At 66.6% G+C, this 24188-nt stretch carries 17 protein-coding genes; 9 read left to right on the top strand and 8 right to left on the bottom strand.

Features of this window, described 5'->3' with window-relative positions; translation table 11 throughout:
* Positions 1 to 22: 22 nt before the first annotated feature.
* From KHY18_RS10080 to KHY18_RS10070, 3 genes are read right to left on the bottom strand one after another with little or no spacing between them, the layout of a single operon-like run.
* The gene (locus KHY18_RS10080) at positions 23 to 1342 is read right to left on the bottom strand and encodes a TolC family protein (RefSeq protein WP_213298825.1); all 1320 of its coding nucleotides are present in this window, start codon (positions 1340 to 1342) and stop codon (positions 23 to 25) included.
* The gene (locus KHY18_RS10075) at positions 1329 to 4433 is read right to left on the bottom strand and encodes an efflux RND transporter permease subunit (RefSeq protein WP_213298822.1); all 3105 of its coding nucleotides are present in this window, start codon (positions 4431 to 4433) and stop codon (positions 1329 to 1331) included. The genes KHY18_RS10080 and KHY18_RS10075 overlap by 14 nt, the downstream gene beginning before the upstream one ends.
* A gap of 15 nt (positions 4434 to 4448) precedes the next feature.
* On the bottom strand, positions 4449 to 5576 hold the full coding sequence (locus tag KHY18_RS10070) for an efflux RND transporter periplasmic adaptor subunit (protein ID WP_213298819.1): 1128 nt from the start codon (positions 5574 to 5576) through the stop codon (positions 4449 to 4451).
* 229 nt (positions 5577 to 5805) lie between these two features.
* Here KHY18_RS10070 and KHY18_RS10065 point away from each other — a divergent pair, with 229 nt between their 5' ends.
* The 3 genes from KHY18_RS10065 to KHY18_RS10055 are packed head-to-tail and all read left to right on the top strand — an operon-like array spanning position 5806 to position 9802.
* Positions 5806 to 6318: a sigma-70 family RNA polymerase sigma factor gene (locus tag KHY18_RS10065; RefSeq protein ID WP_213298816.1), complete on the top strand. Its 513-nt coding sequence runs from the start codon at positions 5806 to 5808 to the stop codon at positions 6316 to 6318.
* Positions 6315 to 7295 (top strand): FecR domain-containing protein, encoded by a 981-nt coding sequence (locus KHY18_RS10060; RefSeq protein WP_213298814.1) that lies wholly within the window; start codon positions 6315 to 6317, stop codon positions 7293 to 7295. The genes KHY18_RS10065 and KHY18_RS10060 overlap by 4 nt, the downstream gene beginning before the upstream one ends.
* A 53-nt stretch (positions 7296 to 7348) precedes the next feature.
* Entirely contained in the window at positions 7349 to 9802 is a 2454-nt protein-coding gene (locus tag KHY18_RS10055) for a TonB-dependent siderophore receptor (protein ID WP_213298811.1), read from the top strand.
* Between the two features lie 30 nt (positions 9803 to 9832).
* Here the strand turns inward: KHY18_RS10055 and KHY18_RS10050 are convergent, their stop codons facing one another.
* The 4 genes from KHY18_RS10050 to KHY18_RS10035 form a co-directional block, all read right to left on the bottom strand.
* Complete coding sequence (locus KHY18_RS10050) at positions 9833 to 12220, bottom strand: TonB-dependent siderophore receptor (RefSeq protein ID WP_213298808.1); 2388 nt, start codon at positions 12218 to 12220, stop codon at positions 9833 to 9835.
* Between the two features lie 110 nt (positions 12221 to 12330).
* Positions 12331 to 13347: a FecR family protein gene (locus KHY18_RS10045; protein WP_249729027.1), complete on the bottom strand. Its 1017-nt coding sequence runs from the start codon at positions 13345 to 13347 to the stop codon at positions 12331 to 12333.
* A gap of 108 nt (positions 13348 to 13455) precedes the next feature.
* Positions 13456 to 14001, bottom strand: a complete 546-nt coding sequence (locus KHY18_RS10040; RefSeq protein ID WP_213298803.1) for an RNA polymerase sigma factor — start codon at positions 13999 to 14001, stop codon at positions 13456 to 13458.
* A 125-nt stretch (positions 14002 to 14126) separates the two neighbouring features.
* Complete coding sequence (locus KHY18_RS10035; protein WP_213298801.1) at positions 14127 to 14420, bottom strand: YciI family protein; 294 nt, start codon at positions 14418 to 14420, stop codon at positions 14127 to 14129.
* 157 nt (positions 14421 to 14577) lie between these two features.
* On the opposite strand from KHY18_RS10035, the gene KHY18_RS10030 reads away from it, so the two are divergent.
* The 3 genes from KHY18_RS10030 (at position 14578) to KHY18_RS10020 (ending at position 18656) form a co-directional block, all read left to right on the top strand.
* On the top strand, positions 14578 to 15090 hold the full coding sequence (locus KHY18_RS10030; protein WP_213298799.1) for a sigma-70 family RNA polymerase sigma factor: 513 nt from the start codon (positions 14578 to 14580) through the stop codon (positions 15088 to 15090).
* Positions 15087 to 16034 (top strand): FecR domain-containing protein, encoded by a 948-nt coding sequence (locus KHY18_RS10025; protein WP_213298798.1) that lies wholly within the window; start codon positions 15087 to 15089, stop codon positions 16032 to 16034. The genes KHY18_RS10030 and KHY18_RS10025 overlap by 4 nt, the downstream gene beginning before the upstream one ends.
* A 114-nt stretch (positions 16035 to 16148) precedes the next feature.
* Complete coding sequence (locus KHY18_RS10020; RefSeq protein ID WP_213298796.1) at positions 16149 to 18656, top strand: TonB-dependent siderophore receptor; 2508 nt, start codon at positions 16149 to 16151, stop codon at positions 18654 to 18656.
* 15 nt (positions 18657 to 18671) lie between these two features.
* Here KHY18_RS10020 and KHY18_RS10015 read toward each other — a convergent pair whose 3' ends face one another.
* A complete protein-coding gene (locus KHY18_RS10015; RefSeq protein WP_213298794.1) occupies positions 18672 to 19859 on the bottom strand; it encodes an NnrS family protein in 1188 nt (395 codons plus the stop codon).
* Positions 19860 to 20053: 194 nt separating this feature from the next.
* On the opposite strand from KHY18_RS10015, the gene KHY18_RS10010 reads away from it, so the two are divergent.
* The 3 genes from KHY18_RS10010 to KHY18_RS10000 all read left to right on the top strand — a co-directional run bounded on the left by KHY18_RS10010 (position 20054) and on the right by KHY18_RS10000 (position 24022).
* Positions 20054 to 20587, top strand: coding sequence for an RNA polymerase sigma factor (locus KHY18_RS10010; RefSeq protein ID WP_213298791.1), 534 nt, complete (start codon positions 20054 to 20056; stop codon positions 20585 to 20587).
* A 2-nt stretch (positions 20588 to 20589) separates the two neighbouring features.
* Entirely contained in the window at positions 20590 to 21564 is a 975-nt protein-coding gene (locus KHY18_RS10005) for a FecR family protein (protein WP_213298788.1), read from the top strand.
* 103 nt (positions 21565 to 21667) lie between these two features.
* On the top strand, positions 21668 to 24022 hold the full coding sequence (locus KHY18_RS10000) for a TonB-dependent siderophore receptor (protein WP_213298785.1): 2355 nt from the start codon (positions 21668 to 21670) through the stop codon (positions 24020 to 24022).
* Positions 24023 to 24188: the final 166 nt, after the last annotated feature.

The raw sequence follows: 24188 nt of genomic DNA, 5'->3' as shown, positions 1-24188 counted from the left end.
CGGTCAGGAGCAAATCCCCGAACTATAAACAGCCGGGCGCAACGCAGCCATTGCCCACGACCCCATCAGCCAGTGGCAACTGGCCGCGCGCGGCATTGAGCGCCCATTCGGCCTGCCATGCCTGCAGCGTCAGATCGAGGTATTCCTGCTGGTGCGTGGAGACCGAATCCATCGCGTCCAGCCATTCCAGAATGGAGCTTTGGCCCAGGCGGTAGGCGTCCTGCGCCATCTGGCGCAGCGGTGCGAGCTGCGTCAGACCGCGCGACTCGAAGCTCGTGAGCGACTTGCGCAGCAGATTGCGCTGGCGCAGCGCCTGCTGCAGCTGCTGGCGGGCCAGCTGCTGCGCGGCGTCTTCCTCAAGCAGCGCCTGCGCGTGCTCCAGCCGGGCGCGCTCGATCGGGCCCTGCTTGCGATCGAACAGCGGCAGCTCGATCGAGATGCCGACTTGGTTATAGCCATACGTCTCCTGGCGGCCGCGCACCCGCGTCACGCCCACGGTAGGCGTGGGCAGGGCTTCGCGCGCCTGCTGGCGCGTGAACTGCTCGGCCTGCACCACCTTGGCATGCGCGGCCTGCAGCGGCGCGAGCCGCTCCTGCGCCTGCAGCCACATGGCGTCGAATGTCGGCTCCTGCGCAGCGACCTTGGCGGGCAGCAGGCTGCCCACGGCCTCGGGCGTCCAGTTCGGCAGCGCCAGCAGTTCTGCCAGCGCGGCGCGCGCGGCCAGCGTCTGGGCTTCCTGCTGCTCGAGCTGCACCTGCATCTGGGCGCGCTGCAGTTCGACGCGCGCGCCGTCGTAGCGGCTGCGCCCGCCGAGCTGGATCTGGCCCTGCACCACCTTGGCGGCCTGCTCCAGCTGGGCCATGGCCTGCTGCTTGGCGTTGAGCTTTTCCTGGTCCAGCAGCAGCTGCGCGAAACGCTGGGCCGCCTGGCTCATGATCTCTTGCACCTGCGCCGCGCGCTCGGCTTCGGCGGTCGCGGCCGCGAGCTTGGCGGCTTCGGTGCGCATGCCGATCTGGCCGAAGATGGGCAGGGATTGCTCCACGCCCCATTCTTTCTCTTCAGGCTTGCGACCGTAGTGCGCCGTGGGATTGGCCCAGGTGCCCGCGGTCTGCACGTCGGCCTGCTCCATGCGCTGGCGCAAGGGCATGGCGCGCAGCGTCGGGTGCAGGCTGCGCACCAGCGCCAGGTACTCGACCAGGCCCAGCGACGCCGGCAGTTGGGAAGCGCTGACCGCGGCGGGCGCGGCAGCAACGGATGCGGAGGTCTGCGCCGGCGACGCGGCCAGGCAGGCGCCCGCGCTCACGAGGGCCACGGCGGCCGCTATAGATTTAATGGCTTTCATCCAACTCATCCGGTTTCTTCAAGGTCTTGGGGCCGAGCCAGGCATAAAGCACGGGCAACAGTACGAGCGCAACCACGGGCAGCACCAGCATGCCGCCGACGATCACCGAAGCAAAGGGACGCTGGGTTTCACTGCCCACGCCAGTCGACAAGGCCATGGGCAGCAGGCCCAGCAGCGCGAGCGTGGCGACCAGCAGCACGGAGCGCATGCGTTCGGCCGTGCCCTGTATGAGCGCCTCGCGCAACGGCATGCCTTCGCGGCGCAGCGTCTCGACCGCCGACACCACCAGCAAGCCGACCAGGGCGACCTGGCCCAGCAAGGCGATGAAGCCGATGGCGGCGCTGATCGACAGCTCGATGCCCGTGAGGTGCAGCGCGGCAATGCCGCCGACCATCGCGAACGGAGCGCACAGCAAAATCACCGCCGAGCTGCGCGCCTGGCCCAGCGCGCCGAACAACAGACCGAAGACGATCAGCAGCGACAGCGGCACGACCACCTGCAGGCGACGCGAGGCGCGCTGCTGGTTTTCCCACTCGCCGCCCCAGACGGCCTGGTAGCCCGCGGGCACCTGGACGTTGGCCTTGAACGCGGCCAGCGTGTCCTTGACCACCGAGCCGATGTCACGGCCTTCGACGTTGAACTTCAGTGCCATGTAGCGGCTGTTGTTCTCACGGAAGATGGACGCATTGCCGATCTTCACGCTGATCTTGCCGACCGAATGCAGCGGCACCGAACCGCCCTGGGCCGTGGGAATAGCGATATCGCGCATCGTGGCTTCGTCCATGCGGTTCACGTACGGCAGGCGCACGCGCACCGGCACCGGGTGCTCGCCTTCCCACAGCGTGGTCGCGAGTTCACCGGCCAGCGCCATTTCGAGCGTCTTCTGCGCGGTTTCCATCGCAATGCCCTGGCGGGCCAGCGCGTTGCGGTCGAACTCGACGTGCAGCTGCGGTGCGGGCGCATCGCGGTACAGGTCCAGATCCACCACGCCTTCGATGGGGCGCACCTGCTCCATGGTCTGCATCAGGATGGCGCGCAGCTGATCGATCTCGGGACCGAACACCTTGAGCACCACCTGGCCGCGCGCGCCCGAAGTCGATTCCTCGACGCTGTCGCGAATGGGCTGCGAGAAGTTGAACGCCACGCCGGGAATCACGCCCAGCTCGTTGCGCATCTGCTCGATCAGGTCGGGCTTGGTCAGGTCCTTGCGCCAATCTTTCAGCGGCTTGAGGCGGATCAGCGCCTTGGCCATGTTCAAGGTTTCGTTGTCGGTGCCCGACTCCGGACGGCCCTGCTCCGTGCTGACCGAAGTCACTTCGGGGAACTGGCGCAGGATATGGCGCACTTCGGCCAGCACTTCCTGGCCCTTCTCGAGCGAGATCGACGGCGGCATCTGCACCAGCACGTAGGCATCGCCTTCATCGAGCTGCGGCAGGAACTCGGTTCCCAGCTTGGTCGCCGACAGGCCCGCGACCACCAGGATCACGATGGCACCGCAGACCACCATGCGCTGACGCGCGATGCGGTCCAGCGTGCGGCCGATCCAGTGCTGGTAGCCATGGTCCATGCGCTCGAACACTTCAGGCTCGGGCTTCATCACATGCTTGGGCTTGAGCAGCAGCGCGCACAGCGCTGGCACCAGGCCCAGGGCGAACACCAGCGCGCCGAGCAGCGCAAAGCTGTAGGTCATGGCCAGCGGACGGAAGATCCGGCCTTCGATGCTCTGCAGCGAGAACACGGGAATCAACGCCGCGATCACGATGGCCATCGCGAACAGCGTGGGCTTGGCGACGGCAATCGTCGACTCGATGATCACCGCGCGCATCTCGCGCTGGTTCTCGGGCTTGCGCAGCCGCGCGTTGCGAATGATGTTCTCCGCCAGCACCACCGCCCCGTCGACCATGATGCCGAAGTCGATGGCCCCCATGGAAATCAGGTTGGCGGGCATGCCCAGCCAGTGCAGGCCGATGAAGGCCACGAGCAGCGACAGAGGAATCACCGTGGCGACGATCAGCGAGCCGCGCAGGCTGCGCAGCACCAGCCACAGCACGCCGACGATCAGGCTCGCGCCGAACAGCAGGTTGTGCTGCACCGTGGCCAGCGTATGGCCCACGAGGTCGGAACGGTCGTAGGTGACTTCCATCTGCATGCCTTCGGGCAGCAGGCCGCCGTTGAGCAGCTTCACTTTTTCATGCAGACCGTCGAGCACCAGCGAAGGGTTCTCGCCGCGCTTGAGCAGCACCACGCCCTGCACCACGTCGTTTTCGTCGTCCATGCCCACCGAGCCCTGGCGCGGCGTATGCGACTGGATCACGCTGGCGACATCGCCGATGGTGATGGGCGCGCCGCCGCGCAGCTGCACCACCACTTCCTTGATTTCCTGCGGCGAGCGCAGCAGACCGATGCCGCGGATGATGAACGACTGTTCACCACGGCGCAGCAGGCCGCCACCGACGTTGCGGTTCGACTTCTCTATGGCTTCGGTCACGTCGGCCAGCGACAGTCCCAGGCGATACAGCTTGTCCGGGTCCACTTCGATGTGGTACTCCTTGACGAAGCCGCCGATGCTCACCACATCGGCCACGCCCTGCACCTGCTTGAGCGTGCGCACGATATTCCATTCCTGCTCGGTGCGCAGTTGGTCCAGCGTGTGGCGGTCGCTCTTGAGGCGGTAGTAATAGATCTTGCCCAGCGGCGTGTAGTCGGGCGCCATTTCGGGCGTCACGCCCGCGGGCAGATCGGCCTGGGGCAGGCGCTGCGCGACTTCGGCGCGCGCGGTGAAGCTGTTCGCATGGTCGTCGAAGACCATGTTGACCATCGACAGGCCGAAATAGCTTTCCGAACGCAGCGACACCAGACCCGGCGTGCCGTTGAGCTGGCGCTCCAGCGGCTGGGTGATCTGGCGTTCGACTTCCTCGGGTGCCAGGCCTGGCGCCTGCGCAATGATGCCCACCTGGACGTTGGTCACGTCGGGATAGGCTTCAATGGCGGTGTGCAGGTACGAATAGACGCCGTAGATGGCGATAAAAATGGTGGCGCACAGCACCACCAGCCGCCGATGGACGGCGAAATTAATCAATGCGCGCAACATGCTCGGGTCCGGTCCTTAAAGCATCTGGCTCGCGGCGCCATCGAGCAGCAACGCACCGCGCACCACGATGCGCTCGCCGCTCTTGAGACCAGAGATCACGGGCACCCAGCCGCGTACCGGCGAGCCCAACTTCACGACGCGCGGCTCGAAGGTCTGCTCGGCGGTCTGCACGAACACCACACTGCGGTTTTCGCCCTGGATCAGCACCGCGCCGATGGGCACGCGCATTTCGGGCGAGCGCTCCATGGAAATGCCCACGCGCGCCTGCATGCCGGCGCGCAGGCCCTGGGGCAGATCCTTGTCGGTCAGCGCGAGCTGCACAGGCGCACGGCGCGATTCGGCATTCACCACGGCCCCCACCTGCAGCACGCGCGCGGCGACCGGCGCCGACTGCGTCGACAGTTCGACCTGGGCGACGACGCCCGCCTTGAGCTGCGGCAGATCGGCTTCGAACACCTCGGCCACCACGCCCAGCGATTGCGGGTTGCCGATGGCAAACAGCACGGCGCCGGCTTCGGCCTGCTGGCCCATGGTCGCCTGGTGCTGGGCAACGACGCCCGCATGCGGAGCGCGCAGCACGATGCGATCGCCACCGTCCGAGCCCAGCAGGGCCGCGGTGCCGCGCGCACGCGCCAGTTCCTGGGCGGTTTCCTTGCTGCGGGCCTGGGCCACGCGCAGTTCGGTCTCGGTGCCCACGCCGCGCGCGACCATGTCCTGCTGGCGCTGCAATTCAGCGCGGCTGGTTTCGGCGGCGAGTTGGGCCGCGCTGACTTCATGGCGCATGCGCAGCGCATCGGCGCTCACCAGGGTGGCGAGCGGCGCGCCGGCCTTGACGGCCTGGCCGGGCTGCACATGGATGGCGGTAATGCGCGCCGCGGCGGGCGAAGCCACGCTGTCGAGCTGACCCGAAGGATATTCAAGGCGCGCGGGCGACCACAGCCATTGATTGGATTGAGGCGCCTGCACGGGCGCGATCTCCAGCAGGCGCAAGGCTGCCGGAGCGACCTTGACGGATGCAACCTTGACGGCCGCGATCTGTTGACTGAACGCGGGCGCGGCGAACAGCGCGCTGACGAGCAGCGCGGCCACGCCGGGGCGCAACAGCTTGGCGGAAGACATCGCGGGGATGGAAGAGGGAACCATTTTTCGGCTTTCTCAAAACAGTGCAGGCATGTCGCACCAGGGTGATTTGAGCCGATGATAGGAAGCGGTCCTCGCGCGTGGGATGAACTCCACATGACGGTTTGGTAAGAATTGGCCTACAGAGAAGGCCAGGCCGCAACCGTTGGGCGCAGCCAACGCCCGCACAGCTTTTGCCACCAATTTCGGCGGCTCCATTAGAATGAGAATCTTTCTCATTTGTGCAATCTCTATGTCTGACGCCGGCGCGGCCCTGCGACTAAATGTCCAAACCCTGTACAGCGACCACCACGGCTGGTTGCGTGCCTGGCTGCGCCGCCGTCTGGGCTGCGGCGAGCGCGCTGCAGATCTGGCGCAGGACACTTTCCTGCGCGTACTCAGCAGCCGCCAGGCCGCGGATACGGCCGCCTGGCGCGAACCGCGCGCCTATCTCACGACCATTGCGCGCAATCTGGTGGCCGACCACTGGCGTCGCCAGGAACTCGAACGCGCCTATCTGGAGGCGCTGGCCGCCCAGCCCGAACCACTGGCGCCGTCGCCCGAAGCACAGTTGCTGATCGTCGAAACCCTGCTGCGCATAGACGCCTGCCTGGCCGCCCTGCCTGCGCTCACGCGCCGCATCTTCCTGAGCTCGCAACTCGACGGACTGGTCTACGCCGACATTGCCGAGCAGATGGGCGTGTCGCTGCCTACAGTCAAGCGCCATATGAGCCAGGCCTTTCTCGCCTGCCTGAGCGCGGCATGAGCAGCGCGCACTCGGCAGGCGCCGACACGCCCATAGACCCGATCATCCTGCGCGAGGCCGCCGAATGGCTGACCCATCTGCACGGCGGCGATGCCGGCCCCAAGGAATGGGAAGCCATCGAATGCTGGCGCGCGTCCAGCCCCGCGCATGGCCGGGCCTGGCAACGCGCCGAAGCCTTGATGGGCGACTTGCGCGACCTGCCCGGCGGGCCGCTGCGCGCCACGCTCGAAAAGCCCGCAGCGCGGCGGCGCCATCTGCTGCGCCTGATGTGGCTGCCGCTGCTGCCCACCGCGGGCTGGCTCGGCTGGCAACAGATGCGCGTCGACGGCGAGCGCTGGCGCAGCGCGACCGGCGAGCAGCTGCCGCTGACGCTGGCCGACGGCACGCGGCTGCTGCTCAATACATCCACGGAGATTGCCGTGGACTTCAACGCCCAGTCGCGCACGATTCATCTGCTGGGCGGCGAGATTCTCGTGACCAGCGCGCCCGACCCGTCGCCCGTGCCCCGGCCGCTGCGCGTGCTGACGCACGACGGCAGCGTGCGCCCCATAGGCACGCGCTTTTCGGTGCGCCGCGCGGGCCGCGATGACGACAGCCGTGTGGTGGTGTTCGAAGGCGCGGTCGAGGTCGACGCACTGGGCCGGCAGGAACGCGTCAATGCAGGCCAGCGTCTGGACTTCGGCGCCGGCGGCATGGGCCAGGCCCAGGCCCATGCGGGCCTGACCGATGAAGCCTGGACCCAGGGCATGGTCGTCGCACGCCGCATGCGCCTGGCCGATCTCGTTGCCGAGCTGGACCGCTACCACCCGGGCTTTCTGCGCTGCCACCCCGATGTCGCCAATCTGCGCATTTCGGGCACCTTCCCCGCGCTGGCGCGCGCGCGCAGCCTGCAGCTGCTGGCCGAGTCGCTGCCGGTACAAGTGCGCGAGCGCAGCGCGTACTGGGTGACCGTGGAGCCGATTCGCACCACCCCGTGATACCTTTTTGCGTTTCGTTCGTCGTGTTCATCAGTACATGACGAAAGGAAAAAATGTCTTCCAAGCCCTCGCTTCGTTTCCAGCCCTCCGCGCTGGCCATTGCCGTGCTGCTGGCCACCAGCGCCCTGCCCGGCGCGTTTGCCCAGACCAGCTCTTCGGCCGCGCCGGTGCAACGCGCCTATGCGATAGAACCCGGGCCGCTCGATGAGGCGCTGCTGCGCCTGTCCACGGCCGCGGGCATGGGCCTGTCGTTCGAGCCTTCGCTGGTCGACGGCCTGCGCAGCCCGGGTCTGCGCGGCAGCTACGGCAACGAGGAAGCGCTGCGCCGCGTGCTGCAGGGCAGCGGCCTCGAAGCGCAACAGCGCGGCGACGGCCTGTTTGTCTTGCGCAAGGCCGCGGGCGCGGGTGCGGCCGTGCCCGCAGGCACGGCCGTCACGATGGCCCCGGTGACGGTTTCGGCACGCGCCGAGCGCAGCGCCACCACCGAAGGTTCGGACTCGCTGGCGGTGCGCGCCGTGACCATCAACAAGGGCAGCCAGGCGCTCAAGGACATTCCCCAGTCGATCAGCGTGGTGACGCGCAAGCAGCTCGACGAGCAGGCCATCACCGATCTGCGCGTGGCGATCAACAATGTGACCGGCATGGTGGGCGCGCAAGGCGTGGGCCAGGGCATGGTGCTGTTCGCGCGCGGCTTCGAGATCAATGACTGGCAGTACGACGGCGTGGCCATTCCGCGCAACAACTACGCGCTGGGCAACTGGGGCACGGAAGGCATGGTGTTCTATGACCGCCTCGAAGTGCTGCGCGGCGCCTCTGGCCTGCTGCAGGGCACGGGCAGCCCGGGCGGCGCGGTCAACCTGGTGCGCAAGCGCGGCCAGACGGAGAAGACCGTTTCGGTCACGGCGCGCGCCGGCTCCTGGGACCGTTACGGCCTGCAGCTCGACGCCGGCGGTCCTCTGAACGACGAAGGCACACTGCGCGGGCGCCTGGTCGTCGACGAAGCACGCGGCCACTCGTTCATCGATCACGTCAACGACCGCACGCGCTCGCTGTATGCGGCGCTCGATTACGACATCAGCCCCGACACCACGGTGGGCGTGGGCCTGAGCCACTCGGACAGCAAGTCGCGCCCCATGATCTACGGCGTGCCGCTGCGCGCCGATGGCAGCGACGTGGGCCTGCCGCGCTCCACCTACACCGGCGCCGCGTGGAACCGCGGCAACATCGAGCAGACCATGCTCTACGCCGATCTGGACCACCGTTTCAACGCCGACTGGAAGCTCAAGGTCGCGGCCATTCATCTGAGCGAAAAGAACACCTCCAAGCACCAGCGCATGCACGGCGACGTGGCCGCCGACGGCAGCGGCATGACCTATGCCAACTGGATCACCGACTTCGACTCCAGCAAGGTCGGGCTAGACGCCTATGTGACCGGCCGCTTCGAGGCCCTGGGCCTGCGCCACGAAACCACCGTGGGCGCCAACTACTCGAAGTACACGTCCGACGACATGTTCGCGCGCACGTTCACCACGGGCGGCAATCTTTTCGCCATCGACCACAACCGCCCCGAGCCCACGGTGGCGAGCATGCTGGCCAGCGGCGGCCGGCAGTATCGCGCGGCCTACGACGTGCAGCAAAAAGGCATCTACGCCAGCCTGCGCAGCCGCATCACCGAACCGCTGACGGCCATCGTCGGCGCGCGCGCGAGCTGGTACGACTCGATCTATGACGACAAGCAGGCGGGCACGCGCTCGCTGACCACGGCCTCGCGCGAAATCACGCCTTATGCGGGCCTGGTGTATGCGCTCACACCGCAATGGTCGGCGTATGGCAGCTACACGGGCGTGTTCGTGCCGCAGTCGGAACGCACCGCAGCCGACAATGTGCTCGAGCCCATCATCGGGAAGAACTACGAACTGGGCGTCAAGGGCGAGCTGATGGAAGGCCGCGTCAACACTTCGCTGGCCGTATTCCGCTACGACCACAACAAGCGCGCCGTCAATGACCTCGAAGCCGGCTTTGCCTGCGACGGCTGGTACTGCTCGCGCAACTCGGGCAAGGTGCGCAGCCAGGGCTTCGAAGCCGAAGTCAGCGGTGAAGTGGCGCGCAATCTGCAGCTGATGGCGGGCTATACCTACAACACCACCGAGTTCCTCAGCGACCCTGAAGAGCAAGGCAAGGTGTTCAGCACCGTCACGCCCAAGCACATGCTGCGCGCCTGGGCCTCGTATCGCCTGCCCGGCGACTGGAACCAGCTGACGGTGGCCGGCGGCTTCAACACGCAAAGCCATACGCTGGGCTATGACCGCTCGTTCAAGCTCGCGGGCTTCACCGTGGGAAATCTGCGCCTGTCGTACCAGGCCACGCGCGAACTCAACGTGGCCGTGAACGTCAACAATGTGTTCGACAAGCGCTATGTGCTGCCGGGCTATGTCGGCTACACGGGCGCGAGCTACGGCGAGCCACGCAACGTGATGCTCACGGTGAAGTACACGCCCAAGCTGTGAGGCAGGGGCCGGCATGCCGGCCCCTTTGCGTCAGAAGCGGCCGTTCAGCGTCAGCGTGAAGTTGCGCGGCTTACCGTAGATGTTGGCGTAATTCTCAGGGCCGACGCGCTCCAGGTATTTTCGGTCGAACAGGTTGCCGACCAGCAGCGCCACATCCCATTGTGGGCTGATACGGTAGCCGGCCTTGGCCGAGACCGTGGCATAGCCGCCCTGGAATGGCGCGGTGGTGCTGAAGCCATAGCGGCTGGTGCCGTATAGGCCGGCGCCCACGGTCCAGCCCTGCAGCGCGCCGTCCCACAGGTCGGCGCCCGGGCGGTACTGGGTCCAGAGCTTGAGCAGGTGTTCGGGCGTCTTGACATTGGCCATCACCCCTTCAGCGGCGGGATTGGCTGCGCGCAGCACCTCGGTCTTGCTTTGTGTATAGCTCGCGGACACATCCCAGCCACGCGCTGGGCTGCCCGAGACTTCGGCTTCCCAGCCCTGGCTTTGCCACAGACCCGCGGCCGTGAGACAGGCGCCGGTGCCCGAGGCCCCGCAGTTGCTGCGCAGGACATCGACGATGGAGCGGTTCTCGTCGCGGATGCGAAACAGCGCAATAGATGCGTTCATGCGTCCGCCAAAGAACTCGCCCTTGGCGCCGAGTTCGGTCTGCCAGCCGGTGCGCGGCTTGAGCACCTGGCCGGTGTAATCGACATCGCTTTGCGGCATGAAGATCTCGGCATAGCTGCCGTACAACGAGACCTGCGGGTTCATGTCCCAGATCACGCCGCCAAACGGCGTGAACTCGTGGTCGGCCTTTGCATTGCTCACGCGCCAATCGGCGGGCAGCGTGATGCCACGGTTCTTGGTGTCGTAGTTGGACCAGCGGCCGCCGAGCACCACGGTCCAGTCGTCGGTCGGGCGGATATGGGCATTGGCATACACCCCCGAGCGCCTGGTCTGGTACTGCGTCAAGTTTCCCTCGGCCGGAATGAGGGCTCCGAAGTCATGGTTGTTCAGCAGGTCCCAGCCCGTGCCCGCACCCCAGCGCGCGCCCATGGTGTAGTTCTGGTACTGGCGGTCATAGCCAACGGTCAACTTGTGCGTGCGCCCGCCCAGCTGCACCGGGCCCGACAGACTGACGTCCAGCGATCGATCGACCGAATCGTAGCGGTCGTTGCCGGACTGGTAGCCGCCCAGGCCGTTGGCGGCAATGGGCGTGGTGCCGTAGGCAATGACGTAGGCCCGGTCCAGATGCACCTGCTTGTAGCCCGCCTTGAAGCGCCAGTCGTTGTCGAAACGGTGCTCCAGCGACAGGCCCACATCGACCTGTTCGGTGTGCATGTCCTGGTCATGGCCCACGAAGGCCGAGCGCGCCGGCAGGCTGCCATCGCTGTTGTACGGCAGCCCCCAGAACGGCGTGTTGTTGCGCCGGCTGTATGAAGCCGACAGGCCCAGCGTGGTGGCGGGCGTGAGGTCGTACTCCAGCACGCCATAGGCCAGCTTGGCCTCGTCGGTGGCCACATCGTAGAACTTGTCTTCGTTCTGATAGGCCAGCACGGCGCGGCCGCGCAGCGTGCCTTCGGCATTGAGCGGGCGCGAAACGTCCAGTTCGGTGTAGTAGCTGTTCCACGAACCAGCCTGCAGGCGCACCGAAGTGGCCGGTTCATGGCCCGGGCGCTTCTTGACGAAGTTGATCACGCCGCCTGGCTCGCCATTGCCGCGCAGCAGCCCGCCCACGCCGCGCAGCACTTCGATGCGGTCGTACATCGCGAGCGCGGGCAGCGAGTTCGCGTAGCGGCCTTCGTTGGCCGTGCCCTGCATGCCGTCGATCTGCGCGCTCATGAGGTAACCGCGGCTCCAGAACACGGGTTCGCCGGCGAGACCGGTGATGCTCACCCCGGCCATCTGCTCCAGCGCGGCGTCGACGGAGGTGATGTTCTGGTCGTCCATCTGCTGGCGCGTGAGCACGCTGATCGACTGGGGAATCTCGCGCAGCGACTGCACGCCCTTGAACAGCGTCGCGCCGCGCGCGGCGTACGAGCCCGTGCCGTCACTGGTCGCGCTGCGTTCCGCGGCCGCCGTGACCTTGACTTCGGCCAGGCTCGCGGCATTGCCCGCGGCAGGCTGTGGTTTGATCACGATCACCTTGCCCGTGCGCGTGGCCATCAGCCCGCTGCCTGCGAGCAACTGCGCCAGCGCCTGGTCCGGCGTCAACGCGCCCGATACGCCGGGCGCGGACTTGCCCGCGACCAGGTCCTGCTGGGCGATCAGTTGAATGCGCGTAAGCCGCGCCCAGTCGTTGAGCGCCTCGGCCAGCGGCTGGGCCTTGATCGAGAAGGCAATAGGCGCGGCGCCGTCTTGGGCGTGCACGGAAGTGCCCGCGAACGCCAGCGCGATGGCCAGGGCAAGCGGGGCGGAAAGGAATTGGCGGCTCATGAACGTCCTCTGAATAGTCAATGCGAATGATTTGCTATTGAGGTAGACGCACGGGCTTTCGAAATTACGGTAAGGCCCGCAAAATATTTTTGCGTGCGGCGTGCTGCGCCTCAGCGCGCCGACACCACTTCGGTCGTGCCATTGCCCTGCTTGAGCCGCACGGGCAGCGCGCTGGGCAGTGCCAACCGGAAAGTCTGCGCATCGGTCGGGTCGAAGGTGCCACTCAGGCGCAGCGCGGCCACGGCGGGATCGCGCACCGTGAGGCCCGTGCTGCCATAGCGCTCCAGTTCGGCCAGCGCCTGCGCCAGCGGTGTATCGACGAAACTGATGCGGCTGTCGCGCCACAGTGCAATGCCTTCGCCGGGCACGGCAGCCACCGGCGTCAACCGGCCTTGTGCATTCGCTGCGACCTGTTCCCCCGCCCGCAGGTAGACCGCACCGGGAAGGTCGCGCAGCGCCTCGCCTGGCGTGCCATCACGGCGCACCACCCGGACCTTGCCTTCTTCCACCGACACGCGCACGCCTTCGTTGCCTGGCAGGCCGGGCGTATGCCGCACCGCGAAGCGCGTGCCGACCACGGTCACGCCCACGGGGCCCGCGAGCACATGGAACGGTCGGGCCGCATCGCCCTGCACGCTGAACACCGCCTGCCCATCGAGCAACTGCACTTCGCGGCGCTGGCGGTAATACGTGACTGCAAGCCGCGTGGTCGAATCGAGGCGCAGGCGACTGCCATCGGGCAGGGAGACTTCGGTCTGCTGGCCGCGCGGGGCGCTGAACGCCTGGGCGAAAACGGGCTGCGCCTGGTGGTGATTCCACGCGAGCAGCCCCGAGCCGCAGGCGATGGCCAGCCCTGCTGCGATGCCCAACGCGGGCCGCAGAAAACGCCGGCGCGGCGCCGGCGCGGCCGCCGCCTTGTCGCGTTGCAGATTGCGGCGCAGCTGCGCCAGCGCATCGGCGGGCAGGTCGGCTATCGCCTGCGAATGCGCGGCCCACTGCGCATAGGCCTGGGCGTGGCGCGCGTCCGCGGCCAGCCAGGCCTGAAACGCCGTTTCGTCGCCCGCGCCCCAGCCATCGCCATGGCGACGGACATACCAGTCGAGCACGTCCTGGCGCAAGCCGGACATGTCTGCTGGAGAAGGAGGCGCAGGAATCATGAGGAAAAACTCACTGTGTTCTGATGTAGACGCACGGACCGGCCACAACCCGGTATCGGACATCGTTTATTGTGCGGCTTATGGGGAAACGCGCTTCTTGCCGGCGCTGCGCGGCGCAGCACCCTCGAGCTCGTCCTGGCAGCGCCAGCAGGCTTCCATGGCGATGCGCAACTGCATTTCCACCGTGCGCGTGGAAATTCCCATCTGCGCGGCAATCTCGGCATACGACAGGCCGTCGAACCTGTAGAGAATAAAGGCCTCGCGGCAGCGCGGGGGCAACTGGTCGATGGCGGCCACCACGGCCGCCAGGCCTTCACGCGAAGCCAGGATGGTGTCCGGCTCCAGCGAGCGCGGGCCGGGCAGGCCGTCAAAAGCGCCCTCTTTGTCATCTCCCAAAACGGTTTCGCTGATTTCGGCGCGAGTCTCCGCGCGGCGGTGCTGGTCGATGACGAGATTGCGCGCCGTGCGATACAGCAGCGCGCGCGGGTCCTGCACCGTCTGCCCCGACTGCTGCGCGGCCAGAACGCGGGCATAGCTCTCCTGCACCAGATCGGCCGCGGTATCGCGGTCGCGCACGGAGCGGGCAAGAAAGTTCAGCAGTTCCCGGTAATAGCGCTCAAACACGAATCGAACAAAGCCCGCCAACGAATGAACCCGTTTCGCCACGGCATATGCGTGGCGGCAAGGGAATCGGCGGATTATAGGATCGAAATGAGAATTGATCTCATGCGATCACGCCGTCGCGGGAATCACGCCGCCGGATTGAACAGGCGCACTTCGCTGATCTCGATCTTCTCCCACACGCGCTGCAAGATGTAAGGCTCTGCCTCGAGCCAGGCGTCGAAGGAAGCGCGGTCGGCAAAGGAAAAATGCGCGTTCGAGCCCACCATCTTGCCGCTGGCATCGAGCACGCCCCCGCCGCTGATGAAGCCGCCCTGGGCCGCCAGCACGCGTACGCGTTCGAGGTGGGCTTCGCGGCAGGCCAGGCGCCGATCCAGTGCGCCGTCATCTTTGAAGTCTTGTGCAACAAGGGCAAATTGCATGGGGTTCTTTCATGGAGAGGAAATACGGAGAACCGATCGTAGCCGCATCCGAACCCCTGAAGACGGCCACCGGCTTGGAACCCGGCACGCGCAAGTTTTGTTAACATGAGAACAGTTCTCATTAACAAACCGTCGCAGCGCGACAGACGGCTCTTTCATGTCGGCAGGCGACGCATCCCAGGACCTTCAGACCCTTTACGGCAACCACCACGGCTGGCTGCAGGGCTGGCTGCGCCGTCGGCTGGGCAATGCCTTCGACGCGGCCGATCTGGCCCAGGACACGTTCGTGCGCATTCTCGTGTCGGGGCGCATGCCCGATGCCGCGCAGTCGCGCGCGCATCTGACGCAGATCGCCAAGGGCCTGGTCATAGACCTGCACCGCCGCCGCGTGCTCGAGGCCGCCTATCTCGAAGCGCTGGCCGTGCTGCCCGAAAATCTCGCGCCTTCGCCCGAGGAACGGGCCCTGGCGCTCGAAGCCCTGCTGCTGCTCGATGCGGCGCTGGGCAGTCTGCCGGCCAAGGTGCGCGAGACGTTCATGCTGTCGCAGCTCGATGGGCTGACCTACTCGGAAATCGCCGCCCGTCTCGAACTCTCGGTGGGCGCGGTGCGCAAATACATGCTGCGCGCCGCCCTCGCCTGCCATGCGGCGCTGCACCCGGAGGCCGCATGAGCAACGCGGTGCTGCACCAGGCGCTCGAATGGCAGGTCACGTTCTGGTCGGGCGAAGTCACGCAGGAGGAGCGCGATGGCTTTGCGCAATGGCTAGGCGCGGCGCCCGAGCATGCCCAGGCCTGGGCGCAGGTGCAGCGCACGGATAGCCGATTGCAGACCCTGGCCCGGCCCGCCGCGGGACAGGCCTTGCGCGTGCGGCCATCGACGGCGCGCCGGCGCGCGCTGCTGGGCATCGCGGGTCTGCTGGCCGGCGGCGGCCTGGCCGCGTATGCCGTGCGCGAAACCGCGCCATGGCAACGCGTGCTCGCCGACCACCGCAGCGCACGCGGCGAGCGGCGCGAGATCGTTCTGCCCGACGGCACGCGAATCATGCTGGGCAGCGCCAGCGCCATCGATGTGCATTACAGCGCCGGCGAACGCCAGGTGCGCCTGCTGGACGGCGAAATCTTCATCACCACGGCGACGGATGCGAGCGCGCGGCCGTTCATCGTGCACACCGCGCAAGGCACGGTGCGCGCGCTGGGCACCAGCTTCAGCGTGCGCCAGACCGGCGACTGGATTCAGGTGGGCGTGGCGCAAGGTGCGGTGGAAATCAGCCCCGCAAACGGCGGCATGGCCGCAAGGCAGCGCGTCGACGCGGGCCAGCAGACGCGCTTCGGCCAGGCGTCCGTCGACGCCATCACGCCGCTGAATGCCAATGCGACGGCCTGGGCCCAGGGCGTGCTGGTCGCCGAGCGCATGCGGCTCGAAGACTTTCTCGCGGAGCTGGGCCGCTACCGCAGCGGCGTGCTGCGCTGCGATCCGGCAGTCCGCGATCTCATCGTCTCGGGCGTCTACCCGCTCGACGACACCGACCATGCGCTGCGCATCCTGGCGCAGGCCTTGCCGCTGCAGATAAGCACGGCCACGCGCTGGTGGGTCACGGTGCGGGCCAGGGGCTGAAACTTTTTTGCGTGGGCCGTAGCACTTTTTCGATCTCGTTCGGGAAACAGGTAAGGACCGCGTTTTCAACGCGCGTCGCACCGTTTCAACTATGAGAGGGAAAGTCGGATGACCATGGGAAATGACAAGCGCTCGGCTGCAGGCCGTTCACTGCGCATGAAACCGCTGCACCACGCCGCGCTGCTGGCCTGCCTCAGCATCGCCTTCGCACCCGCCTGGGCACAAGATGGCACCGCACCCACGCGCGCCGAAGCCAGCGTGCGCTACGACATTGCAGCCGGCACGCTGGATCAGGTGCTCAACCGTCTCGCGACCAGCGCCGGCATCTGGCTGTCGTTCGACGGCGCGCTCACGGCGGGCAAAACCAGCGCCGGGCTGGCTGGCAGCTATAGCCTGTCGGCCGCACTGAAAGCGGTTCTTGCCGGACATGGGCTTGAGACCGTTCCGGGCGCGGGCGGGGGGTATGTGGTGCGCAGGAGTGCGGCAGCCTTGACGTCGCGCGAGGCCGGTGGGCGCGAGGCGGCGATGGCGGCGGTGACGGTCACGGCGCAAAGCAGCCGCAGTGCAGTGAGCGAGGGCACTGCCAGCTATGCGGCGAAAGCCGCCTCGATGACCGGTATCGAACAGCCATTGAAAGATATTCCACAGTCGATCTCCGTGGTCACCCGACAGCGACTTGAAGACCAAAACCTCAGCAACTTCGACGACGTGGTGATCGCCACGCCGGGGATCAGCCGTGTTTTCTTGAACAGCGGACAAAGCAGCTACGTTGCCCGCGGCTTCAACTCCACCAAGATGCTGATGGACGGGATGCAGATCGTGGGCAGCTTCGACCAGATCCTAGGGCTGGCGCCAGATCCCGCCACCCTCGACCGCGTGGAAGTCCTGCGTGGCGCGGCAGGGCTACAACTGGGTGCGGGAACGCCCGGCCTGACAGTCAATATGGTGCGCAAGCGACCACTGGACGAAAAACAGGTGGAGTTCGTGGCCCGGGCTGGCTCCTGGGGTTACCGGCGCGGCGAACTCGATGCCACGGGGCCGCTGAACGAAAGCGCTAGTGTTCGCGGCCGTGCCGTGCTGGCCTATGAGGACAAAGACTTTTTCTACGACCGGGCTTCTTCGAAGGTGCCGTTGGTCTACGCCCTCATCGAAGCCGACCTGGCCCCTGCGACAACGCTGACCGCCGGCCTGCGCTACCAGGCGTATGAGCAGGATGGCCTCTACCTGTTCCGTGGGATTCCCGTTTCCAGCAACGGCCGCGACCTGGGCCTGCCGCGCAGCTATTCGTACGGTCCTTCCTGGTCGGAATATCAAAGCGAGACCAAGGAGCTGTTTGCTGAACTGCGCCACCGCTTCGACAACGACTGGGCCGCGAAATTCGCCTTCAACAAACAGCGGGCTTTCATCGATGAGATCGGCATTGCAACCGCATCCCGACTGGTCGATCCGGCCACCTACCAGCAGATAGGGTCCGGTGCCCCGACTGCGCTCAACACCTATTACGACCTGGACAGGCAGGCCCTGGATGCGAGCGTTCAAGGGCAGCTGAAATTTCTCGGATATCGCCAGGAACTGCGATTCGGCGCTTCGTTCATGGACGAAACCCGCAACGACAGCCTTGCTACCTACGGCTATACCGGTCAGACCTTCAATGCGTTGAATCCCTTCTTTGAAGGATTTTCCGAACCAGTCTTTTCCAGAACACCGTCGGGAGCCGTCAAGATACAGAGCCAGAGCCTCTACGGCAACTCCGTGATCCAGGTGACGGATGCCATCAAGTTGAATTTGGGTGGACGGCTCAGCTGGAACACGGCCACCAACTACAACGCCAGGGGAGCAGTTACCAGCGTCAGCAAGCAGAGCCAGGAGTTCACTCCCTTTGCGGGCCTTGTCTACGCCCTCAGTCCGGCCTGGTCCGCGTATGCAAGTTACGCCGACATCTTCCAGCCCCAGAGCACGTATGCCACGGCGAGTGGCAAGGCACTGGACCCGGCGATCGGCAGCAATTACGAACTGGGAATCAAAGGCGAAGCACTGGGCGGTCGGGCGACGGTCGCTGCCGCGATCTTTCGCATAGAGCAGACAGGGCGCGCGGCCATCGACACAAACTACCCTGCCGGAGGCTGCCCAGGGCAGCCCGCCAGCGGTCTGTGCTACGTCAACGGCGGAAAGGTGCGCAGCCAGGGCCTGGAGCTGGAGGTCGCCGGCGAGCTGGTCCGTGGTCTGCAGACTTCAGCGGCTTACACCTACACCGACGCCATTTATTTGCGTGACCGCGACGCCTACGGCCAACCCACCGCCAACGAAGGCCAGCAGTTCAGCGTGATTCCCCACCATACCGTGCGCCTGTTCGCGACCTACGACTCGCTGGTCGAGGGCTGGACGTTCGGAGCGGGAACCGAAATTCAAAGCAGAACAGCCGGCAACGACTACAACGGCATCGAACGCCGCCAGCCCGGGCGAGCACTTTGGGAAGGCTTTGCGCGCTACCGTATCGCCAAGGGCACGACGCTCGCGCTCAACGTCAAGAACCTGTTCGACAAGCGTTACTACAACGACGAGTTCGGCTACCGTTACGGCGCGCCGCGCAGCGTGATGGTGACGCTGCGCAGCAAGTTCTGACAGCCGCCTGCCCCCTCACCCCGGCTGCCCGTCAATGCGCGGCCGGGTCAGCACGGGCCAATACAGCACGGCATAGAGCCCAAACCCCAGCGCCCACAGCAGCGATGACCACACCATCGCCTGCAGCGTGAGCGCGGGCAGCGACAGCGGCAGCAGCACGCGCACCAGCGCCGCGGCCGCGATCAGCAGATAGCAGGCGGTTTCGCCGCGGCCCGCGCGCAGCGGCCGGCCCGTGTGGCCCAGCGCAGTGCGCGTGATCATGCCGATGATCAGGCCGCCGGCCGCGCCCACGGTCAGCGCGTGGATGCTCGCCGACAGCGGCACCCATTCAAGCGCCGCGAGCGCGCGCAGCAGCAAATGCACGGGAATCCACAGATAGGCCAGATGCAGCACCCACAGCAGCGGCTGGCGCAGCGTCTTCCAGGGCTGCCACAGCCACCAGCGCAGGCCATGCGCCGCGGCCGCGAGCAGCGCCAGCGCAATCGACAGCGGTCCGCCCGCGCCCGCCAGGTCGGCGACAAGCAGCGTCAGCACCAGGCCCAGACTCAGCTTCTCCAGCCAGCCACGGCGCGTGGCCCGTGCGCCCGGCGCGGCATTGTTGGTGAACATGGGCAGCACGCGGCCCGCGATCACCACCATGATGAACAGCAGCATGTTGAGCCCGAGTTGCAGCCCGCCCCAGGCGTTCGACGCAGTCCAGCCCAGCCGCTGCGCGTGCACCCAGGCGCAGCAGGCCGCGAACAGCAGCAACAGGCCGACAAAGAAATAGTTTCGCTTGTTGCGCGCCCGCCAGAACGGCAGGGCCAGGCCCAGCGCCGCGGCCAGCGCAAAAGCGACATTCGCCACGGCGGCCGCAATCTGCCAGCGCGTCAGCAGCAGCACGCGCGCCGCGAGCCACAGCAGCGCCAATGCGGCCAGCAAGGCGCCTGTCGGCGTGGCGTGGCCCGACCAGTTGCGCCCCGCGGTGAACAGGAAACCGACAATGACCGCCAGCGCGAAGCCGAACAGCATTTCATGCGCATGCCAGAACGGGCCGTCGACATAGGCAAACGGCAGATGCCCGCTGAACTGCAGCGCCCACAGCGGCACCGACAGCGCGGCAAACACGCTGGCCAGCAGATAGAACGGGCGAAAGCCCAGCGCCCAGAGCGCAAAGCCGCGCGCGGGCGGTGTCGGCTCGGAAGGAATGATCAGCGGTTTCATGGGCGGCATCTCCAGCAACGCATCGACAGGATTGTCGGGCGCGGCCTTGCCTCAGGGTCTGATCGGGATCAAGGCCGCGGCACATACCGTTGCGCGATGGCTGCAGCTTCGCGCGCGCTCTGCCCAAGGCTTCAGGGATTCGATGGATAATCGGCATTGAGAATCCATCTCATTCCGATAAACCTTCCGCTTCCGTGACACCAAACGCCTCCCCCGTATGGCTAGGCCTGGACCTTGGCTGGGCCTACCATGCATTGCTGCCCACCATCTGGCGCAGCACGCGCTGCGTGCACCGGGCGCAGGACGTGCTGCACGATGCCTTTTTGCGCTATGCGCTCAGCGGCCGGCATGAAGGCTTGAACAGCCCGCATGCCTATCTGCGGCGCGTGGTGCATTCCGTGCTGGCCGACCATGCGAACGAGGCCAGGCGCTGGTGCGCGCTGCCGCAGGATCCGCTGCAGTTGCAAAACGAAGGCGCCGACGTGATGCGGCTGACCGCGCCTTCGGCCGAGTTCCTGCTCGACCTGCAGCAGCGGCTCAACGCCGTGCAGACCACGATCAACAGCCTGCCGCCGCGCTGCCGCGAAGTGTTCTGGCTGTGCCGCATCGAAGGCCTGACCCAGCCCGAGATCGCGCGCCAGCTGGGCATCACGCTCAATGCCGTGGAGCGCCACCTGATCCGGGCGCTGGTCGATCTGCGTGCGCTGCGCGAGCAGATCGGCGGCTGAACATGGCCGCCAACGCGACCGTGCGCGAAGACGCCGCACGCTGGTTTCTGCGCATGCGCACCGCCCCTTTGCCGCAAGGCGAACGCCTGGCGTTCGACGCCTGGCTCAACGCCCACCCCGACCATGCGCGCGAGTACGCGGGCTTCGACACCTTGTGGCAGGACTTCGGCGCCACCGACCGCGCCCAGGCACTGGCCTCGGCGGCCACGGCACAACGCCGACGCCAGCGCCGCCATGTCACGCGCGGGCTGCTGGGCCTGGCGGGCTTGGGCTGCATGGCCTGGCTGCTGCGCGCGCATTGGCGCGCGGCCGATGCGGCCCGTTTCACGCTGGCGCGCGCGACGGCGATAGGCCAGTTCGATCCTGTGGCCTTGCCCGATGGTAGCGCTCTGCGACTGGGCGGATCGACTTCCATTGAAGTCGCCTTCGATAGTGCGCAACGCGCCGTGCGGCTGGCGCAAGGCCAGGCGCTGTTCAATGTGGCGCCCGATCCCGCGCGGCCTTTCATCGTCGATTGCGCGGGCGCGCGCATCACGGTGGTGGGCACGGTGTTCTCGGTCGATCGCCTGCCGGGCAGCGTGCGCGTGAGCGTGCAGGAAGGCGTGGTGCGGCTCGCGTCGCGCGACAACCTGCAGGCGCCGCTGGAGCTGCGCGCCGGCCAGGTGGGCGCATGGTACGACGCGGCCGCGCCCGGCAGCACGCCGCAGCGCCTCGCGGGCCTGCGCGCCGAAGACGCGTTTGCGATAGAGCGCGGCCTCGTCGTGTTCGAGCTGGCGACGCTGGAGGAAATCGCCGCCACGCTGTCGCGCTACCACCCGCTGGCGATACGCGCCCTGCCCGCCGCGGGCCAGGTCGCGCCGCGCATCACGGCCGCGGTGCAGCTGCGCCAGGTCGATGATTTCCTGCGCGCGCTGCCGCATCTGGGCGCGGTGCGCGTGCAGCGCGCCGGCAGCGAAATCGTGCTTTCGGCGCGCTGAGGAAATTTATTTCGCTTTCGAACTCAGGGATTGGGGGGGCATACGCGTCATACACCAAGGCTTGTCCGTGGGACGAGCAATGACCTCTCAGGAGCCACTTTTCATGTCGAAGTTTTCCCGCGCGGGCCGTCCCCTGCGCAAAGCCACCCTGTCCCTGTTGTGCGCATCCGCCTGGGCCGCTGCCTGGGCCGCGCCGCTGGCCATCGATCTGCCGGCCCAGCCGCTGGGCGATGCGCTCAAGTCGCTGGCGCGCAGCGCGGGCGTGACGATTGCCGCCGATGGCGCGCTGCTCGCGGGCAAGCAGGCGCCCGCGGTGCGCGGCCAGTTCGAACTCTCGGACGGTCTGCGCCAGTTGCTGCGCGGCAGCGGGCTTGAATTCGTGCAATCGATACCGGGCACTTATCTGATTCGCGCGGTACAGCTGGACACCGTGACGGTGAAAGCCCAGGCCCACCGTGACGGCACGACCGAAGGCACGGGCAGCTACACCCAGACCGGCCCGTCGCGCAGCGCGACCGGCCTGAACCTCACGCTGCGCGAGACGCCGCAATCGGTCAGCGTGATGACGCGCCAGCGCATGGATGATTTCAAGCTCGAGACGCTGACCGATGTCATGGAGCAGACGCCTGGCGTGACGATCGATCGCCAGGGCGACGGCAACAACATCATGGTGCGCGGCAACGCCGTCAACCTGCAGGTCGATGGCCTGCGCCAGCTGGCATCGGGCTGGTACGCCAACACCCAGACCTTCTACACCATGGACGACATGGTCGAAATCGACCGCATCGAAGTGCTCAAGGGCTCGTCGGGACTGGTCAGCGGCGACGGCAAGTATGGCGGCACGGTCAACATGATCCGCAAGCGCCCGACACAGGAGTTCAAGGCCAGCGTGGGCGCAGGCATAGGCAGCTGGGACAGCTACCGCGCCGATGTGGACCTGGGCGGCGCGCTCAATGACAGCGGCAGCATCCGCGGTCGCATCGTGGCCGCGGCAGCCGACGGAAAGGATTTTCGCGATCACGCCAAGCGCAGCAACCAGACACTCTATGGCACGGTCGATGTGGACCTGAGCCCGGACACACTGCTGAACCTGGGCTTCACCCACCGCCACCGCGAGTACTACGGTGCGAGCAGCACCGCGATGATCCAGGCCTATGCGGCCAACGGCCAGTACCTGGGACTGCAGCCGCGCTCCTACAACCTGGGCGCACCCTGGTCGGGCTACGATCAGGACACGAATGCGTTGAATGCCAGCCTCGAACATAGCTTCGGCAACGGCTGGAAAGCCAGCCTGCGCGCGAGTACCGAGAAGACGACGGTGCCGCTCGAAACCACGGGCATCCTGTTCATGGCGATGCCCCAGGCGGTGGACCTGGGCTATACGCGCGACAGCACCAACACCAATCGCGGCCTGGCCCTCGATCTGCACGGCCCGGTGCAGCTGTTCGGCCGCACCCATGAACTGATGTTCGGCTTCGACACCGCGCGTACCCGCTCGGACGCGTACTCGGGCGCAGATCGGTTCACCAACCTCGGCCTCGACTATGCGGCCGGCGGCGGCGGCATCGCGCGCCCCGAAGATCTGCTCGACTATCCGATGGACAACCACAGTACCTTCAGCTCGCGCCGCAACTCGGTCTATGCCGCGGGGAAGTTTAGTCTGGCCGATCCGGTCAAACTGATTGCGGGTGCGCGCCTCACCAACTACCGGCAATACGACGTCACGCCCTACGCCTGGTCGAACTACGACATCAAGAAAAGCGGCGTGCTCACGCCCTACGCGGGCCTGGTGGTCGACGTGCACCCGAACGTCTCGCTCTACGGCAGCTATGCGAGCGTCTTCAAACCGCAAAGCGCCATCGATGCGAGCGGCCGCGTGCTCGACCCGGAAGAAGGCCAGACGCGCGAGATCGGCGCCAAGGGCGAGTTCTTCGACAAGCGCCTCAACGCGAGCCTGTCCTACTTCTGGATGAAGACCGACAACGTGGCCGAGGAAACCGGCAACGAAATGCCCGACGGCACGGCCATCTATCGCTCGGCCTCGGGCGTCACCAAGCGCGGCTACGAGCTCGAACTGTCGGGCGAGATCGCGCGCGGCTGGCAGGCCCAGGGCAGCTATGTGCAAAACAGCAGCAACCTGAACAACTACACCTATCTGCCGAAGAACCAGTTCAAGCTGGGCAGCACCTACCAGCTCGCCGGCGCCTTGAGCGGCCTGACCGTGGGTGCGTCCACGCGCTGGCAAAGCAAGACCACGGCCGGCCCGCTGGTTCAACCCTCGTTCTGGGTCGTCGATCTGATGGCGCGCTATCGCTTCAACACCCACCTGAGCCTGAACCTCAACGTGCGCAATGCGTTCGACAAGAGCTACTTCGCAGGCATGCGCGATTTCGGCCGCGTGCAGTACACCTGGGGTGCACCGCGCAGCGTGAACGTCAGCATGCGCTACGACTTCTGAGGCAAGCGGCCCAGGGGCTGATGGGCCGGTTCTTCGGCACTTCGGCACTTCGGCACTTCGGCACTTCGGCACTTCGGCACTTCGGCACTTCGGCACTTCGGCAAGCTTTCAAGAAACAGCTTTTATTGTCAAATAAATCAATGACTTAGAAGGCGGTCGATTTTGG

It is taken from the genome of Acidovorax sp. CCYZU-2555 (genome assembly GCF_018413525.1).
Classification (GTDB): domain Bacteria; phylum Pseudomonadota; class Gammaproteobacteria; order Burkholderiales; family Burkholderiaceae_C; genus Comamonas.
Note: the sequence above shows the minus strand (reverse complement) of the source record. Positions and strands in the feature narration are given on the sequence as shown.

Bases quoted from the DNA above. Each gene is read 5' to 3' on its own strand.
- KHY18_RS10045 (WP_249729027.1), bottom strand. From the start codon at position 13,347: ATGTCCGGCTTGCGCCAGGACGTGCTCGACTGGTATGTCCGTCGCCAT.
- KHY18_RS10055 (WP_213298811.1), top strand. From the start codon at position 7,349: ATGTCTTCCAAGCCCTCGCTTCGTTTCCAGCCCTCCGCGCTGGCCATT.
- KHY18_RS10070 (WP_213298819.1), bottom strand. From the start codon at position 5,576: ATGGTTCCCTCTTCCATCCCCGCGATGTCTTCCGCCAAGCTGTTGCGC.
- KHY18_RS10015 (WP_213298794.1), bottom strand. From the start codon at position 19,859: ATGAAACCGCTGATCATTCCTTCCGAGCCGACACCGCCCGCGCGCGGC.
- KHY18_RS10020 (WP_213298796.1), top strand. From the start codon at position 16,149: ATGGGAAATGACAAGCGCTCGGCTGCAGGCCGTTCACTGCGCATGAAA.
- KHY18_RS10025 (WP_213298798.1), top strand. From the start codon at position 15,087: ATGAGCAACGCGGTGCTGCACCAGGCGCTCGAATGGCAGGTCACGTTC.
- KHY18_RS10080 (WP_213298825.1), bottom strand. From the start codon at position 1,342: ATGAAAGCCATTAAATCTATAGCGGCCGCCGTGGCCCTCGTGAGCGCG.
- KHY18_RS10035 (WP_213298801.1), bottom strand. From the start codon at position 14,420: ATGCAATTTGCCCTTGTTGCACAAGACTTCAAAGATGACGGCGCACTG.
- KHY18_RS10005 (WP_213298788.1), top strand. From the start codon at position 20,590: ATGGCCGCCAACGCGACCGTGCGCGAAGACGCCGCACGCTGGTTTCTG.
- KHY18_RS10050 (WP_213298808.1), bottom strand. From the start codon at position 12,220: ATGAGCCGCCAATTCCTTTCCGCCCCGCTTGCCCTGGCCATCGCGCTG.
- KHY18_RS10030 (WP_213298799.1), top strand. From the start codon at position 14,578: ATGTCGGCAGGCGACGCATCCCAGGACCTTCAGACCCTTTACGGCAAC.
- KHY18_RS10060 (WP_213298814.1), top strand. From the start codon at position 6,315: ATGAGCAGCGCGCACTCGGCAGGCGCCGACACGCCCATAGACCCGATC.
- KHY18_RS10065 (WP_213298816.1), top strand. From the start codon at position 5,806: ATGTCTGACGCCGGCGCGGCCCTGCGACTAAATGTCCAAACCCTGTAC.
- KHY18_RS10075 (WP_213298822.1), bottom strand. From the start codon at position 4,433: ATGTTGCGCGCATTGATTAATTTCGCCGTCCATCGGCGGCTGGTGGTG.
- KHY18_RS10000 (WP_213298785.1), top strand. From the start codon at position 21,668: ATGTCGAAGTTTTCCCGCGCGGGCCGTCCCCTGCGCAAAGCCACCCTG.